The sequence below is a fragment of the Candidatus Pantoea floridensis genome (genome assembly GCF_900215435.1).
GTDB classification, from domain to species: Bacteria; Pseudomonadota; Gammaproteobacteria; order Enterobacterales; family Enterobacteriaceae; genus Pantoea; species Pantoea floridensis.
This window is the reverse complement of the sequence record NZ_OCMY01000001.1, coordinates 4,274,481-4,290,398: the sequence shown is the minus strand read 5'-3', so window position 1 is coordinate 4,290,398 and position 15,918 is coordinate 4,274,481. Positions and strand designations below refer to the sequence as shown.

At 55.1% G+C, this 15,918-nt stretch carries 16 protein-coding genes and 1 pseudogene; 13 read left to right on the top strand and 4 right to left on the bottom strand.

What is annotated here, in order from left to right:
- Positions 1-38 precede the first annotated feature (38 nt).
- The 11 genes and pseudogenes from CRO19_RS20040 to CRO19_RS26145 all read left to right on the top strand — a co-directional run bounded on the left by CRO19_RS20040 (position 39) and on the right by CRO19_RS26145 (position 8,479).
- The gene (locus CRO19_RS20040) at positions 39-308 is read left to right on the top strand and encodes a hypothetical protein (RefSeq protein ID WP_097097427.1); all 270 of its coding nucleotides are present in this window, start codon (positions 39-41) and stop codon (positions 306-308) included.
- A 9-nt stretch (positions 309-317) separates the two neighbouring features.
- A complete protein-coding gene (locus tag CRO19_RS20035) occupies positions 318-755 on the top strand; it encodes a PTS sugar transporter subunit IIA (protein WP_097097426.1) in 438 nt (145 codons plus the stop codon).
- Positions 752-1,336: a P-loop nucleotide/nucleoside kinase family protein gene (locus CRO19_RS20030; RefSeq protein WP_097097425.1), complete on the top strand. Its 585-nt coding sequence runs from the start codon at positions 752-754 to the stop codon at positions 1,334-1,336. The genes CRO19_RS20035 and CRO19_RS20030 overlap by 4 nt, the downstream gene beginning before the upstream one ends.
- A gap of 162 nt (positions 1,337-1,498) precedes the next feature.
- Positions 1,499-2,293 carry an SDR family NAD(P)-dependent oxidoreductase gene (locus CRO19_RS20025; RefSeq protein WP_097097424.1) on the top strand — a complete coding sequence of 265 codons (795 nt, stop codon included), beginning with the start codon at positions 1,499-1,501 and terminating at the stop codon, positions 2,291-2,293.
- Between the two features lie 207 nt (positions 2,294-2,500).
- Entirely contained in the window at positions 2,501-2,857 is a 357-nt protein-coding gene (locus CRO19_RS20020; protein ID WP_097097423.1) for a hypothetical protein, read from the top strand.
- Positions 2,858-2,906: 49 nt separating this feature from the next.
- Positions 2,907-4,907 carry a protein-disulfide reductase DsbD family protein gene (locus tag CRO19_RS20015; protein WP_097097422.1) on the top strand — a complete coding sequence of 667 codons (2,001 nt, stop codon included), beginning with the start codon at positions 2,907-2,909 and terminating at the stop codon, positions 4,905-4,907.
- Positions 4,907-5,629 (top strand): annotated as a pseudogene (locus CRO19_RS20010) (DsbA family protein). Before CRO19_RS20015 ends, CRO19_RS20010 begins: the two are co-directional and overlap by 1 nt.
- Positions 5,626-6,123, top strand: a complete 498-nt coding sequence (locus CRO19_RS20005; RefSeq protein ID WP_097097421.1) for a protein disulfide oxidoreductase — start codon at positions 5,626-5,628, stop codon at positions 6,121-6,123. The pseudogene CRO19_RS20010 and the gene CRO19_RS20005 overlap by 4 nt, the downstream one beginning before the upstream one ends.
- A 186-nt stretch (positions 6,124-6,309) precedes the next feature.
- Positions 6,310-6,948, top strand: coding sequence for an RpiB/LacA/LacB family sugar-phosphate isomerase (locus CRO19_RS20000; RefSeq protein WP_097097420.1), 639 nt, complete (start codon positions 6,310-6,312; stop codon positions 6,946-6,948).
- 144 nt (positions 6,949-7,092) lie between these two features.
- Complete coding sequence (gene zntB, locus CRO19_RS19995) at positions 7,093-8,076, top strand: zinc transporter ZntB (RefSeq protein WP_097097419.1); 984 nt, start codon at positions 7,093-7,095, stop codon at positions 8,074-8,076.
- A 256-nt stretch (positions 8,077-8,332) separates the two neighbouring features.
- Complete coding sequence (locus tag CRO19_RS26145; RefSeq protein WP_176519178.1) at positions 8,333-8,479, top strand: hypothetical protein; 147 nt, start codon at positions 8,333-8,335, stop codon at positions 8,477-8,479.
- A gap of 58 nt (positions 8,480-8,537) precedes the next feature.
- Here CRO19_RS26145 and ttcA read toward each other — a convergent pair whose 3' ends face one another.
- Positions 8,538-9,473: a tRNA 2-thiocytidine(32) synthetase TtcA gene (gene ttcA, locus CRO19_RS19990; RefSeq protein ID WP_097097418.1), complete on the bottom strand. Its 936-nt coding sequence runs from the start codon at positions 9,471-9,473 to the stop codon at positions 8,538-8,540.
- 281 nt (positions 9,474-9,754) lie between these two features.
- On the opposite strand from ttcA, the gene CRO19_RS19985 reads away from it, so the two are divergent.
- Positions 9,755-9,955: a DUF2767 family protein gene (locus tag CRO19_RS19985; RefSeq protein ID WP_097097417.1), complete on the top strand. Its 201-nt coding sequence runs from the start codon at positions 9,755-9,757 to the stop codon at positions 9,953-9,955.
- 40 nt (positions 9,956-9,995) lie between these two features.
- On the opposite strand, the gene nifJ is transcribed toward CRO19_RS19985, so the two are convergent.
- Together nifJ and CRO19_RS19975 are read right to left on the bottom strand one after the other, a co-directional pair.
- A complete protein-coding gene (gene nifJ, locus CRO19_RS19980) occupies positions 9,996-13,523 on the bottom strand; it encodes a pyruvate:ferredoxin (flavodoxin) oxidoreductase (RefSeq protein ID WP_097097416.1) in 3,528 nt (1,175 codons plus the stop codon).
- 138 nt (positions 13,524-13,661) lie between these two features.
- Positions 13,662-14,318, bottom strand: a complete 657-nt coding sequence (locus tag CRO19_RS19975) for an MgtC/SapB family protein (protein WP_097097415.1) — start codon at positions 14,316-14,318, stop codon at positions 13,662-13,664.
- A gap of 188 nt (positions 14,319-14,506) precedes the next feature.
- Between CRO19_RS19975 and CRO19_RS19970 the strand changes: the two genes are divergently transcribed.
- The gene (locus CRO19_RS19970) at positions 14,507-14,779 is read left to right on the top strand and encodes a putative hemolysin (RefSeq protein WP_097097414.1); all 273 of its coding nucleotides are present in this window, start codon (positions 14,507-14,509) and stop codon (positions 14,777-14,779) included.
- 16 nt (positions 14,780-14,795) lie between these two features.
- Here CRO19_RS19970 and CRO19_RS19965 read toward each other — a convergent pair whose 3' ends face one another.
- Positions 14,796-15,788 carry a 2-hydroxyacid dehydrogenase gene (locus CRO19_RS19965; protein WP_097097714.1) on the bottom strand — a complete coding sequence of 331 codons (993 nt, stop codon included), beginning with the start codon at positions 15,786-15,788 and terminating at the stop codon, positions 14,796-14,798.
- Positions 15,789-15,918 lie beyond the last annotated feature (130 nt).

Below are 15,918 nucleotides of genomic sequence, written 5' to 3'. Positions count from 1 at the left end.
ACCTGAGGTGCCCGGCGCCATTCGGGGCAGGAGACGCTATGTTTGGATTCTTGAAAAAGGGCTTGGAAAATAAGAGCCAGGATTCACAGGAAATAGATCTTCAGGCTGAAGCGATCAGCGGTAAAATAAACGAACTGGAACAACAGTTGGCGAATAATCCGCAGGCGAAAGATACGCAAAAGCAATTAATGCTGGAATATAACCGCGCATTAACGCTTTTTGCTAAAAGCCACCGCTTCCGTCAGGAAATTGATCCGCTGTTCGTTAAAATTGATGAACTGCGTAATACCATTCGCAAATCCTTTTAAGGAGGCAGTATGAGCATTAAACAGCTGCTGCAGGAAGCGAGTGCGATTCAGGTCGGGATCAGCGCCATGGACTGGCGCGAGGTGATCGCGCTGGCCGCGCTGCCGCTGCTCAACGGCGGCTACATCAAGGCCAGCTATCCGGAAGCGGTTATCGCCAACACGCTGGAGCACGGCGCTTATTACGTGTTTGAGGAGGGCATTGCCATTCCTCATGCACGGCCGGAAACCGGCGTGTTGAAAGACTGTTTCAGCATGATCGTACTGGATGAGCCGATTTCGTTTGATGGCAGCGATAAAGCCGACATCGTGATTATGTTCGGTGCGCGTGACAGCAACGCCCACATTGAAGAGGGCATCCGCGCGATTGTCACGCTGCTGGAAGATGAAGAGACGCTGGTGCGCCTGCGCAATGCCAGCAGCGCTGCGGAGGTGATAGATATCCTATGACAACCCATAGCGAAGAGAAAATCGTCGTGCTGGTAAACGGCATTCCCGCTTCCGGCAAAAGCACGCTGACCCGCGCACTGGCAGAGCAGTTTGGCTTGCCGGTATTAACGCTGGATGGTCTGAAAGAGCCGTTTATGGCCAGCTTTGCACCGGTGGATCGGCAGCGCAATCGACAACTGGGCTGTGCGGCCTATCAGGCGATCTGGAACGTGGTGGCGCAGGCGCCGACGCGCTGCATCTACATAATCGACGCCTGGTTTGGCTTTCAGCCGCGTGAAGTACTGCAGCAAGGATTGCAAAAGGCGAACGTGACGCGGGTGCTGGAGCTGTGGCTGGCGATTACGCCGGATGATGCGGTAACGCGTTATCAGTCGCGTTTGACGGATCGTATGCCCGGGCATCCGGGGGCGGAGTATCTACCGGAACTGCGCAAGCTTGCGGAAACCGCTCAGCCGATGGGGCTGGGTCCGGTTTTGCAACTGGATGCGCGCGATCCGGACGAAGCGGCGGCTTTTGCCTGGCTGCAACGCCAGCTGCGAGTGCCCATCGCTGCCCAGCCTGCTTTATCAGCATCAGGTTAAATTCCTGTCTGCAACAGGCAAAAGGAGAGGCCTGAACAGCTGCCATTAGACGAAAATTCAGCGCGTGTTTTGCCGTGTCTTTCGATTAATCGCATGTTTCGTCAATGCGTGTCGCTGAGCTTCTACCAGGCTTTTGTGATTACGCTCACAGAGGAAACCTTCATGAATATCGATTTACACGGGAAAACAGCGCTGGTCACCGCCTCCACCGGCGGCATAGGTTTTGCCATCGCACAAGGTCTGGCCGCCAGCGGCGCGGAAGTGGTCCTGAACGGACGCAGTGAAGCATCGGTCAGCCGTGCACGCGAGAAGCTCAACGGCCTGGTGGCGGGCGCAAAAATCCATACCGTTATCGCCGACCTCGGCAGTGCGCAGGGTGTCAGGCAACTGCTTAACGGCTTGCCGCCGATCGATATTCTGGTAAATAACGCCGGTATTTACGGACCGCAGGATTTCTTTGAGGTGGATGACGAAACCTGGGATGCCTACTGGCAAACCAATGTGATGTCAGGTGTCCGCTTGTCGCGCGCGTTGTTGCCGGAGATGGTGAAACGCGGCTGGGGACGGGTAGTGTTTATCTCTTCTGAATCGGCTCTCAACATTCCCGCCGATATGCTGCATTACGGCGTCAGTAAAACGGCGCAGCTGTCGCTGGCGCGTGGTCTGGCAAAAGTGGCGGCGGGCAGTGGGGTAACGGTGAATAGCGTGCTGCCGGGGCCAACGCTTTCCGACGGTTTTGCCGCCATGATGGAAGATGAAGTGAAACGCACCGGCAAACCGCTGGAAGCGTTAGCGAAAGAGTTTGTGATGGCCCAGCGGCCAAGCTCCGTCATTCAGCGTGCTGCCACGGTGGAAGAGGTCGCGAATATGGTGGTGTATGTCTGTTCGAAACAGGCATCAGCCACGTCGGGCGCCGCGCTGCGCGTTGATGGCGGCGTCGTGGATGATATTGTTTAGCCGCATGCTGCGATTGACCTGGTCGCCATGAATGGCGATCCTACGGTGGATCGTGCGGTGTATAGGTTGCTCATCACGTAGGGTGGGCATTCATGCCCACCGTCTCAAAACACGCTCCGTACAATAAAGACAAAAGTTTACACTGCAAAGCTTGGTGTTTCTGCTGTAGATGCATAAAATGCCCGCACTTTTCTCTGAGGCTGCGGCATGACGATATCGCTATCACGCGCAAAATGGATTCTGGCACTGGTTTGTCTGGTGCTGGCATTTTGTCTCGTCCAGCGCAGCTTCAATTTGCCCTCCGCGCCGTTCCCGCAGATCAACGCCTCCGGGCAAACTCAATGTGTTGACGATGCCAGCGGCAGCGAAAAGCCCTGTGCACTGAGCGCGAAATCCCTCGGCGGCACGGCACCGCTCCTTGATACTGCATTGCCCTTTCTGCTGTTGCTATTAGCGTTAATGGCTAGCTTTACGCCAGCCACGAAGTCTGTCGGCTATCACTGCACACTACTGTTTCCACCGCTGCGACGGCGGCATCTCACCTTCTGTGTCTTCCGGGAATAACACGACGCGCTGCATCGCGTAAACCCTGTTATTTACTGGAGATATCAACATTTACTTATTAATCAGGAGCCTGCTGCTTCTGCTGGCGAGCTGTGCGATGACCGCGCAGGCCGCCGATACCGGCTGGCTGCGCAATGCGCAAAATAGCCACGCCGAGGTGCGCCTGCGCAGCGCCAGCTTCAACGACAAGCAGCAACTGCTGCTGGATATTCGTCTGCAACCCGGCTGGAAAACCTACTGGCGCACCCCGGGCGAAGGCGGCGTCGCGCCGGAAATCCGCTGGCAAACGCCGGAGGTCAACGCGCGATGGTTTTGGCCAGCGCCCGAGCGTTTTGACGTTAGCGGTTTGACCACGCAAGGCTACAAAGGCGATATCACGCTGCCCATCGAACTGGCAACATTGTCGAGCCAACGGCTTGCAGGTACGCTGACGCTCTCGACCTGCAGCGATGTCTGCATTCTGACCGATTTCCCATTCAGTCTCGATCTCACCCGACCTGCGGATGTGAATTTTGCCCGCGATTATGCCGAAGCGATGGGGCAAATTCCCGCCGCAGGCGGATTAACCGATCGGCTCGACGCCAGCTTTGTTAACGGCGAACTGCAAATTCGCGCCCAGCGCCAGGATGGCTGGCAAAAACCGGCGCTGTTCTTTGATTATCCGCCGGGCAGCATGCTGGCAGCACCCAGCATCAGCGTTAGCGGTGACACACTCAGCGCGCGGGTGGCGGTGACCGACGAATGGGGCGAAGCCGCACCGGACTTGCGCGGCAAAACGCTGTCGCTGGTGGTAGCCGATGGCGGTATCGCGCAGCAAAGCTCAGTGACGATTGGCGCTGAAAGCCTGGTTTCGGGCGGGGCAGCGTCGACCTTGTGGTCCGTTGTGCTGCTGGCGCTGCTCGGCGGATTGATCCTCAACCTGATGCCCTGCGTGTTGCCGGTGCTGGCGATAAAGCTCAGCAGCCTGGTGCAACAGCAGGGGCAAACACAGCGTCAAACGCGCCAGCAGTTCCTTGCCTCCAGCGCTGGCATCATCTTCTCTTTCCTGCTACTGGCATTGCTGATGACCGGGCTGCGGCTAAGCGGCCAAGCACTTGGCTGGGGCATCCAGTTCCAGAGCAGCGGTTTCTTGCTGGTGATGGTGCTGGTGATGTTCCTCTTCAGCGCCAGCCTGTTTGATTTGCTGCACTTCCGCTTGCCGTCGGGCCTCAATACCACACTGGCGACACGGGGCAGTGATGGTCTGCTCGGACACTTCGGGCAGGGCGCGTTTGCCACCTTGTTGGCCACGCCGTGCAGCGCACCGTTCCTTGGTACCGCTGTCGCCTATGCGCTGACTGCACCGCTGCCGCAGCTATGGCTACTGTTTGTGGCGCTTGGCGTGGGCATGAGTTTGCCATGGCTGCTGGTGGCCGCGCTGCCGGGTATGGCGCGTTGTTTACCGCGTCCCGGGCGCTGGATGGTGCATCTGCGCAGCGTACTCGGCTTGTTTATGCTGCTTGCCACCTTCTGGCTGGTCACGCTGCTCATACCTCACTGGGGCGCGACCTTTGCGCTGATGCTGGCGCTCACGCTGCTGGTGGTGCTTTGCATCTGGCTCGTGAAACAGCAGGCGCTCCAACAGGCTGGCGTCGTGCTCATCACGCTTACGCTGGCAGGCGCACTGTTCCTGATGACGCGTATTGAGCCGGAAGAGGATTCGCTGCACTGGCTGCCGCTGACAGAAGCGGCGCTCAATCAGGCACTTGAGCAGGATAAACGCGTGTTTATTGATGTCACTGCTGATTGGTGTATCACCTGCAAAGTGAACAAATCCCGCGTGCTGAATCAGCCTGATGTGCGTGCTGCGCTAAAAGCCGACGACGTGGTACTGCTGCGCGGCGACTGGACACAACCCGATGCGGCGATTGGTGAATTCCTGCGCCGCCGCGATCGTGTCGCCATCCCATTTAACCAGATTTATGGCCCGGCGCTGCCGCAAGGCCAGATTTTGTCACCGCTGCTGACGCGTGAAGCGGTGATTTCAACACTCTCTGAGGCGAAAAAATAATGAAGAAATCCCTGTTACTGCCACTGATGCTCCTTGCCATGCCCGCACTTGCTGCTGCGCCGTTTACCCCAGAACAGGAAGCGCGCATTAAAGAGCTGATTCGAGAGACGCTGGTGCAAAACCCAGCGATTCTGGCCGAAGCGGCCGACGCCTTGGACAAAGAAGCCGCGCGCCAGTAGCAAAGCGTGGTGGCGCAGATGGTGGAGAAAAACCGCGATGTGCTGTTCAACGATGCCGCCTCACCGCGCATTGGCGCTGAAAAGCCCGCGCTGACGTTGGTGTACTTCACCGATTACAACTGTGTGTTCTGTAAGAAATTTGAAGCAGATATCGAAAAGCTGATCAAAAACTATCCGCAGGTAGCGGTGGTGATTAAACCGCTGCCGTATCGTGCCGAAACCTCGCTGACCTCAGCACGACTGGCGCTCACCGTTTGGGAGCAGCAGCCTAAAAACTTTCTTAAGCTGCATGAGCGTTTGATGGCTAAAAAGGGCAATCACGATGCGGCCAGCATTGAAGCTGCACTGGAAAAAACCGGCATCACCTTGAAAGAGCCCAGCAAAGCCAGTCTTGACACCATTAACAGCAATCTGACGCTGGCACAGCAGCTTGGCGTCCAGGGGACGCCAGCAACGCTGGTGGGCGATCAGATGATCAGCGGTGCGGTCCCTTATGAACAGCTGGAAGCGGCAGTGAAAGGCGCGCTGCAGGCCAAGAAATGAGTCGCCTGAAGCGCTGGCTACGTGAAGCGCTATTGCTGGTCCTCATTGCCGGAGCAGTATTGTGGGGCATGGATTGGTGGCGTGCGCCGCAACTGCCTGCGGATTTGGCGCAACAGCCGCTGACTTCGCTACAAGGTGACGTCAATCTCGCTGAAATGAGTCAGCATCAGCCGGTGCTGGTTTACGTCTGGGCGACGTGGTGTGGTGTGTGCAAACTCACCACGCCAACCGTGGCGGCGCTCAGCCAGCAGGGAGTAAAGGTGGTTAGCGTGGCGCTGCGCTCTGGCAGCGATGCGCGCGTTGCCACCTGGCTTGAGAAGAAAGGGGTGCACGGTGTGGCGATCAATGATGAAAACGGAGCGCTAGGTCAGCGCTGGGATATCAACGCGACGCCGACCTTTATCGTGTTACACCAGGGAAAAGTCGTTAGCACCAGCAGCGGCTGGACCAGCGGTTGGGGATTGAAACTCCGCCTGTGGTGGGCATCCCGATAAGCTCACTGGCGGCACATGCACGTGCCGCCAGCAACATCGCATTTTTGCAGAACAATATGTTCTCGCTTCGTCGATTGCATGATCAGTCTGTGACTTGAATCACAGGCAATAAAGCATTTAAGGGCTGCATTTTACCGCTCACTGATTAAAATGAAACGGTGTTTCAATTTAATTTGAGGATGGATCATGAAAATCGCGTTGATGATGGAAAACAGCCAGGCTGCGAAGAACGCAACGGTGTTGAAGGAGCTTCAGTCGGTGGCACAGCCGCTCGGGCATCAGGTGTTTAACGTTGGCATGAGCGACGAGCAGGATCATCATCTGACATACATTCACCTCGGTATCATGGCCAACGTGCTGCTGAACAGTAAAGCGGTGGACTTTGTCGTGGCCGGTTGCGGCACCGGCCAGGGCGCGCTGATGTCGCTTAACCTGCATCCGGGCGTGGTGTGCGGTTACTGCATCGATCCGGCGGACGCCTATCTGTTTGCGCAAATTAATAACGGTAATGCGCTGTCGCTGCCGTTCGCGAAAGGTTTCGGCTGGGGCGCGGAGCTGAACCTGCGCTTTATCTTCGAAAAAGCCTTCACCGGAGAAAAAGGGCTGGGCTATCCGCCGGAGCGTAAAGCGCCGCAGGTGCGCAACGCCGGCCTATTGAACGAAGTGAAAGCCGCACTGCTGAAAGAGAACACGCTGGATGCATTACGCGCCATCGATCCTGAGCTCGTAAAGACGGCGGTAAGCGGCCCGCGCTTGCAGCAGTGCCTGTTTGAACATGGGCAAGACAAGGCGATCGTAGGCCTGGTACGTGAACTAACGCAGTAGTGATGCTCTTAGAGCTGATAAGGTGCGCACTGATGCGCACCTTTTTTTATGCTCGACTGTCATCTTTGCTCACAGCCTGATGATTGCAACTGCTCTGCGCCGCGCTAGACTGTATCGTATTGATTTTGATAGTGAGGCCAGTTCGTGAACGTCATTGAAGGAAAAGCACTGCAAGTATCTGATGCCATTGTGGCCTGTCAGCTTGATGGCGCAGGTGGCATGATTCCCATCGAAGATAAAGATGTGATTGATTGCGAGCGCCCCTGCTGGCTCCACCTCAATTATACCCAACGCCAAAGCGCAGAATGGCTGCAAAACACGCCGCTCATCCCCGACTCAGTGCGCGATGCGCTGGCAGGTGACAGTATGCGCCCGCGCGTGACGCGCCTCGGCGACGGCTTCATGATTGTGTTGCGTAGCGTTAACCATAACGCCGATTCGCGGCCCGATCAGCTGGTCGCCATGCGCGTGTTTATCAACGACAAGCTGATTGTCTCCACGCGCCGTCGCAAGGTGTACGCCGTCGATGAAGTGTTAACCGATCTCCAAAATGGCAATGGCCCGATTGATGGCGGCAGCTGGCTGGTGGATGTCTGCGATGCGTTGACCGATCACGCCAGTGAATTCATTGAAGAGATACATGACAAAATCATTGCGCTGGAAGATGGCTTGATGAACCAGGAAGTGCCTGCACGCGGTGACCTGGCGTTGATACGCAAGCAGCTGATTGTGATGCGACGCTATATGGCGCCGCAGCGTGATGTGTATGCGCGGCTGGCCATCGAAAAAATGGCGTGGATGAATGATGACGATCGCCGTCGTATGCAAGAAGTTGCGGACCGGTTGGGACGCGGACTCGACGATCTCAATGCCGGCGTGGCGCGTACCTCAATTCTGGCGGATGAAGTCGCTTCGATCCTGGCGGAGTCAATGAACCGCCGCACGTACACCATGTCGCTAATGGCGATGATTTTCCTGCCCGCGACGTTTTTAACCGGCTTATTTGGCGTTAATCTGGGTGGCATCCCCGGCGGCAGCTGGCCGCTGGGCTTCACGGCCTTCTGTGTGCTGCTGCTGATGATGGTTGCAGGTGTTGCGGTATGGCTTAAAAGACGTAACTGGCTGTAAAACAGAAAAGCGGTTTAAACCTGATCGATATCAATATCTCCCGAGACCAATCGGGGCAAACTCTCTCCCGCAGGTGAATGCAACGTCAAGCGATGGGCGTTGCGCTCCATATTGTCTTACTTCCTTTTTTAGAATTACTGCATAGCACATTTGATTCGTACGACGCCGGCCTATCCGCCGGCTTTTTTTTGCCCGCTTGGCTTGCTCGGCCATCCTTTCCTATGCTTACAAGACATTCAGCAATAAGGAGAAGGGCATGCAACCGATCACCGCTAGCGAACCGATTCCTACCGATCCACCCCCCATTCCCGAACCGATTCCACAACCACAGCCGATTCCACCGGAGCAACCGCCTTACGACCCGGAGTTTCCACCGATTCAAGATCCGCCGCCGCATCGCTAATTGCAAATAAAAAAGGCGCGTTGCCGAAGCGACGCGCCTTTTATCTCTCAAAAAACGCTTACTTAATTTCCAGCACGTCCAGACGTACGCTAAGGCTCGGCGCATCATCTTCTTCAGGCTGCCAGCCCGCAGGCTGCACCGGCAACGTTTCGCGATCAAATGCTAAATCACCGCCATCAACAACGTCATCGCCGTGTTTGATACCTTTGAAATCAAAAAGATTGATATCTGCCATATGTGATGGCACCACATTCTGCATGGCGGTAAACATGGTTTCGATGCGGCCTGGATATCGTTTATCCCAGTCGCGCAGCATATCGGCGACCACCTGACGTTGCAGATTTGGCTGCGAGCCGCACAGGTTGCACGGAATGATCGGGAACTGGCGTGCTTCCGCAAAACGAATGATGTCCTTCTCGCGGCAGTAAGCCAGCGGACGAATCACGATATGCTTGCCGTCATCGCTCATCAGCTTGGGCGGCATGCCTTTCATCTTGCCGCCGTAGAACATATTCAGGAACATCGTCTGGAGGATGTCGTCACGATGATGACCTAACGCGATTTTGGTACAACCCAGCTCGGTGGCAGTGCGGTATAGAATGCCACGGCGTAAGCGCGAGCAGAGTGAGCAGGTGGTTTTCCCTTCAGGGATTTTATCTTTAACTATCGAATAGGTATCTTCGTTGACGATGTGGTACTCAACGCCCAATTCATCCAGATAGGCTGGCAGGATATGCTCAGGAAATCCCGGCTGTTTCTGATCCAGATTCACCGCTACCAGCGAGAAATTCACCGGTGCGCTCTGCTGCAAATTGCGCAAAATCTCCAGCATGGTGTAGCTATCTTTGCCGCCAGACAGGCAAACCATGATGCGATCGCCTTCTTCAATCATATTGAAGTCAGCAATGGCTTCACCCACGTTGCGACGCAAACGCTTCTGCAATTTATTGAGGTTGTACTGCTCTTTTTTTGTTACTTCTTGATTTTCTGACATTATTTTCACGCTTAAGAGTGAAGACAAGGACCGTTAGCGGCTGAAGCAAACTTCAGCGGCAATAAACCCTTTTAACATGACTGCGTATGGTACGGATTGCGGGCGCGAATGCTAGCCTGAAGTGATCTCTTTTCTGCGAGTCACGCATTGCACTTGATAGCAAAGCGCACACTTTGCCAGCGCAATCTGTGTATTTATTGATCTAAGCAAATATTTTCCTCATCCGGCCCTGACAGGATGGCCAAATAGTTTTTTTAGTTTCTTAAGGTGAGGAGTGAAAAATGCAAACGTATGACATGGTGTTTGAAGAAGCATGCCGGCTGGTGGGGCAATGTTATCTGGAGCTGGCACAGCGCGGTGCCGCAACCGAGAAAGAAGTGTTAGCGACTGAGTTACGTAACCTGCAAGTGCGTTATCGTGAATTAACCGGCGCACCGAATCGCGCCGTGGAGATGGCAATCGTCCAGCTTAAACCCTGTTAAACCAGCAAAAAGCCCGGCCATCTGCGCCGGGCTTTTCCATTTACTCACTTTTCTCCCTTTTTCCTGCTAACTCCGCCAGCCGTTGATAGCGCTGCTCAGCGGCCTCCGTCGCGTCACGCCATAACTGAGACGCCTCTTCGGGGCGCTGGCTTTGTAATTGACGGAAGCGCTGCTCGTTCATTAATGCCTGTTCCAGCTCTGAGGTGGGTGGACGAGAATCCAGTGACAGCGCGGCTTTACCTTGTTCCGCTCGGCGCGGATCAAAACGATACAAAGGCCAGAAGCCGCTGGTCGTAAGCAAACGCATTTGCTCATGGCTATAGGCGAGATCGTAGCCATGTTCTTCACACGGGCTATAGGCAATGATCAACGACGGCCCTGGCCAGGCTTCGGCTTCCTGAATCGCTTTCACCGTCTGATTAAGCTGCGCACCCAGTGAGATCTGCGCCACATACACATGCCCATACAGTAGGGTGGACATGCCAAGATCTTTACGTGCTTTACGTTTGCCTTGCTCGCCAAATTTGGTCACGGCGCCCAGCGGTGTCGCTTTTGATGCCTGACCACCGGTGTTGGAGTAGCACTGTGTATCCAGCACCAGCACGTTTACGTTTTCGCTCAGGCTCATCACATGATCGAGTCCGCCGTAACCAATATCATAGGCCCAGCCATCGCCACCAATCAGCCAAACGGATTTCTCTACTAATGCATCGGCGGTTGCAGTTAATGCTACGGCTGCAGGCTGCGACGATGCGGCGAGCAGGGCGCGCAGTTGGGCAATCTGTTCGCGCCGCCGTGATATGGTGACGTTGTCACCTTTAAGGTCAGCAACTAATGCAGCGGGCAATTCTGGAGCACATTGATCGAGCAACCTGAGTGCGCGCTGTTTTTGCTGATCGACACTCAAACGGAAACCCAAACCAAACTCGGCGTTATCTTCAAAGAGTGAGTTAGCCCACGCCGGACCACGCCCTTCAGCGTTAGTGGTATAGGGCGTGGAGGGCAAGTTGCCGCCATAAATCGAAGAACAACCGGTAGCATTAGCAATTAATAGGCGATCGCCATATAGCTGCGTCAGAAGCTTGATATAAGGCGTTTCACCACAGCCGGAACAGGCACCGGAATATTCAAACAGCGGGGTAATGAGCTGCGAGGTACGGATATCAATCCTTTCCAGCTGTTCTGCCGTTATCTCAGGAAGTGCGAGGAAGGCAGCGTAATTGATCTTTTCAGTCTCAACATGCTCCAGCCGTGATTTCATGTTGATGGCTTTAATCTCTGGGTGCTGGCGATCGCTGGCTGGACACACCTCTACGCATAAGTTGCAGCCGGTGCAATCTTCCGGTGCCACCTGCAATACATATTTCTGCCCGCGCATATCGCGCGATTTCACATCAAGGGATGCGAGCGAAGCGGGTGCATCGGCCAGCGCTTCAGGGGCCACCACTTTGGCACGAATGGCCGAATGGGGGCAGGCGGCGACACAATGATTACACTGCGTACACAGATCAGGCTGCCAGATGGGGACCGCTTCGGCAATATTGCGTTTTTCCCACTGCGTAGTGCCGACCGGCCAGGTGCCGTCGGGTGGCAAAGCCGAGACGGGGAGCTTGTCGCCAAGGCCTGCCAGCATTGCGGCAGTCACGGTTTTGACGAAATCGGGTGCGCTATCTGACACCACCGGCGGCCGATGTGGGCTGCGGGGATCAACCGGCTGTCGCGGCACCGCGTGCAATGCCTGTTGAGCTAGCGCCAGCGCCTGCCAGTTGCGCTGCACCAGCGCTTCGCCCTTGCTGCTGTAGCTACGTGCAATCGCGTTTTGCAATTCGCTCAGTGCGCTGTTGCCTGGCAGGATCTGCGTCAGCTGGAAAAAGGCCATCTGCATAACCGTGTTAATGCGTGCGCCCAGTTGGCATTCACGGGCAATGCGCGCAGCGTTAATCACATAAAATTGTGCCTGTTTGTCGTTAAGCTTGCTTTGAACTTCCTGTGGCAAACGTGACCACACTTCATCCGCGCGGTAAGGCGTGTTGAGCAGAAAAATCCCGCCGGGCTTGAGCTGATCAATCATCGAATACTTATCGATAAATTGCAGCTGATGGCAGCCGATAAAGTCAGCTTGCTGAATCAAATAGGCGGACTGGATGGGATATTCACTGACGCGTAAATGGGATACCGTCAGTCCACCGGCTTTTTTTGAATCGTAAACGAAATAGCCCTGCACGTGCCACGGCGTAGCGTTGCCGATAATCTTCAGATTGTTTTTGCTGGCGCTGACGCTGCCGTCGCTTCCCAGGCCGTAAAACAGCGCCTCAAGTCGCGCGCGGTTAGGCACAATGTTGGCTTCCAGCGGCAGGGAAAGGTGAGTGACATCATCGTAAATGCCGACGGTAAAGCGCGCCGGAGGTTGTTCACGCTGTAGCGCCCGGAATACGGCCAGGACCGCATCGGGTGCGAACTCTTTCGAAGATAAGCCATAGCGCCCACCACTTACTTTTGGCAGCGATGCACGCTCGCCACGGCTGTAAGCCTCAGCCAGCGCAGTCATCACATCAAGGAACAGCGGTTCACCCAGCGCGCCCGGCTCTTTAGTGCGATCCAGCACGGCAATGCGCTGCGCGGACGCTGGGATCACGCTGAGTAAATGCTTCGCCGAAAACGGGCGATATAAGCGCACTTTCACTAAGCCAACTTTCTCCCCGCGCTGCAGCATCTCATCAATCGCTTCTTCCGCAGTGCCGCAACCAGAACCCATCATGACTATCACGCGTTCGGCCTGTGGATGGCCATAAAACTCAAACGGCTGGTAGTGGCGTCCGGTATTTGCGCCAAATGCTGCCATCGCATCTTCAACGTGTTGGGTGCAATTGTCGTACCAGCGGTTAGTGGCTTCGCGCGCCTGGAAGTAGGTATCAGGATTCGCGGACGTGCCGCGAATGGCAGGACGATCTGGCGTGAGTGCGCGCGCGCGGTGGGCGGCAATGGCGTCAGCGGGCATCAGCGCCTGCAGGGTTTCATCGCTGATCGGTACAATCTTGTTAATCTCATGCGAAGTGCGGAAACCATCAAAAAAGTGGATAAAGGGGATACGGCTGTTAAGCGAGGCAATGTGCGCAATCAAGGCAAAATCCTGCGCCTCCTGCACGCTGGATGCGCAAAGCTGTGCGCAGCCCGTTTGGCGAACGGCCATTACATCGGAATGATCGCCAAAAATAGACAGTGCGTGAGTCGCCACGGTACGCGCTGCAACGTGCAGCACAAACGGCATCAGTTGACCGGCCAGTTTGTACAGCGTTGGGATCATCAGTAGTAATCCCTGCGACGAAGTAAAGGTGGTGGAGAGCGCCCCGGTTTGTAGCGCGCCATGCACGGTGGCAATCGCGCCGCCTTCAGATTGCATCTCGATGACACGCGGTACGTCGCCCCAGACGTTAGGGCGGCCTTCGCCAGACCAGCTATCTGCCAGTTCGGCCATAGTGGAGCTGGGCGTGATGGGGTAAATGGCAATCACTTCACTGGTGCGGAAGGCGACCGAAGCCACTGCACCGTTACCGTCGACGGTAATCATAAATCGTCCTTTGCTACGCTGAGAAACCCGCAAAATTTACGGGGGTAATCAATTCAGTCTAGCAAAGTGTCATGAAGCGATTTTTTCATCTGTGTGCTCGTGTGCTGTGAACGCACAAGCCTCTAAAATTGATGGTTTTTACATCATCTCCAGCGATTGTACTCCTTTGATTTCCATCACCTTGTCGTAAATATTGTGAATTGGCGATCTGCGTGACAACGTCACCTCAACGCTTAGCTCGCATAAGCCGCTCTCTTCATCGCGATTGACCACTGCTATATGCCCGTAGCGAATGTTTTCGCGCTGTAATACCAACAATACGATTGGCACGCTTTTCGGTTTGAGATGGACCAGCAGCGTGTGATGACGGCCAATCAGCCAATGGCTGATGCGACGGAAGGTTTCCAGCACGACCAGCGCCAGCACCGTGCCATAAATGCCGATTTCATACATGCCGCTACCGATGACTAGACCAATCGCCGCGGTGACCCATAAACCGGCGGCGGTGGTAAGGCCTTTCACCACTTGTTTCTGAATGATGATGGTGCCTGCGCCGAGAAAGCCCATACCGCTGACTACCTGCGCCGCAATACGGCTGGGATCGAGCGCCACGTGTTCGCTGGCTAACATGTCGGCAAAGCCATATTTCGAAACCAGCATAAACATTGCGCTGCCGATACCCACCAGAATGTGGGTGCGTAAACCCGCCTCTTTGGCGCGCAGCTGGCGTTCCAATCCGATCAGGCCACCGAGGATCCCGGCCAGAGCAATACGAATCAACATATCCGTTAGCATTTATCTCTCCTTAGTCATTGAAAAATGGGAATGTCACAGGAATAAAATGGGGTAAATATCCCAATCAGGATAATTCTGCTTGTAAAGCGTGGAAGAAAATTTTGTAAAAAGCTGTGTCACCCCTCGATCCCTTGCCACGCCTGACATATGCTGGTGCGACTTTTTCGCTCATCCCCGGAGCCCAACCGATGAAAGCCGCTCTCTTCCTGCTGGCCGGAACGACACTGTTACTTTCTGCCTGCAGCAGCAATAGTGATAACGAACCGCCGCAACAAGCTACTGCCGCACACGTACAACCGCGCGTTATTATGTCATCGATGGCTGAAGTGAATTGCAGTAATGCCGGAGGATCGCTGGCGTTTTCCCGTCAGTTAGACGGTTCACGTATCGGTATGTGCCAGCTGGCGAATGGTCGTCGCTGTGACGAACAGGCGCTGATGGGGGGAAATTGCGCCCGCTAACGCAGGCGCAATGCGATTACGCCGTTACCTGATTGGGACTGGTTTCACCGCGCTCTAGCTGTTGTAGGTTGCCGAGCGTAGTTTCTGAAATCGCCGTCAGCGCTTCGGCCGTCAGGAAGGCCTGATGACCGGTAAAGAGCACGTTGTGGCACGCTGATAAGCGACGGAAAATATCATCCTGAATCACATCATTCGATTTGTCTTCAAAGAACAAATCACGCTCGTTTTCATACACATCCATGCCTAGCGAACCAATCTTTTGCTGTTTAAGTGCATCAATGGCTGCCTGTGAGTCAATTAACGCACCGCGGCTAGTGTTGATGATCATCACGCCATCTTTCATTTGGCTGAACGCCTGCGCATTGAGCAAGTGGTGGTTTTCCGGCGTCAGCGGACAGTGCAGCGTAATCACATCGGATTCGGCAAACAGCGTTTTGAGATCGACATATTCCGCGCCCAGATCGAGCGCCGCCTGGCTTGGATAGGGATCATACGCCAGCAGGCGCATGCCAAAACCCTTCAGGATGCGCATCGCCGCAATACCGATTTTGCCGGTGCCGACCACGCCTGCGGTTTTGTTATACATGTTGAAGCCGGTTAAGCCATCCAGCGAAAAATTGGCGTCGCGGGTGCGTTGATAAGCGCGATGAATACGGCGATTGAGCGTCATCATCAGGCCAACGGCATGCTCGGCCACCGCTTCTGGCGAATAAGCCGGTACGCGCACCACGTTTAATCCCAGCGCTTTAGCTGCTGCGAGATCGACGTTATTAAAACCGGCACAGCGCAGCGCGATATGCTTCACGCCCAGCGTCGCCAACTCTTCCAGCACCTCTTTACTGGCATCATCGTTGACGAAAATGCACACCGCATCGCAGCCAGCGGCATTTTTCGCGGTGGCTGGCGATAACAGGAAGTCAAAGAACTGCAGCTCAAATCCAAAGCTGGCATTGACGTGTTCAAGGTACTTCTGGTCGTAGTGCTTGGTGCTGTAAACCGCAACTTTCATTGTTTCGCTCCTGAAAAATGCTACGTCGGTATCATCAAAGGATAACGTTTTCCGCGGCATTTTGCTGGTCTTCAGCCAGACTATATGGCTGAAAACTTCATTTGCGAGACGTAACATGCCATCATTTGGC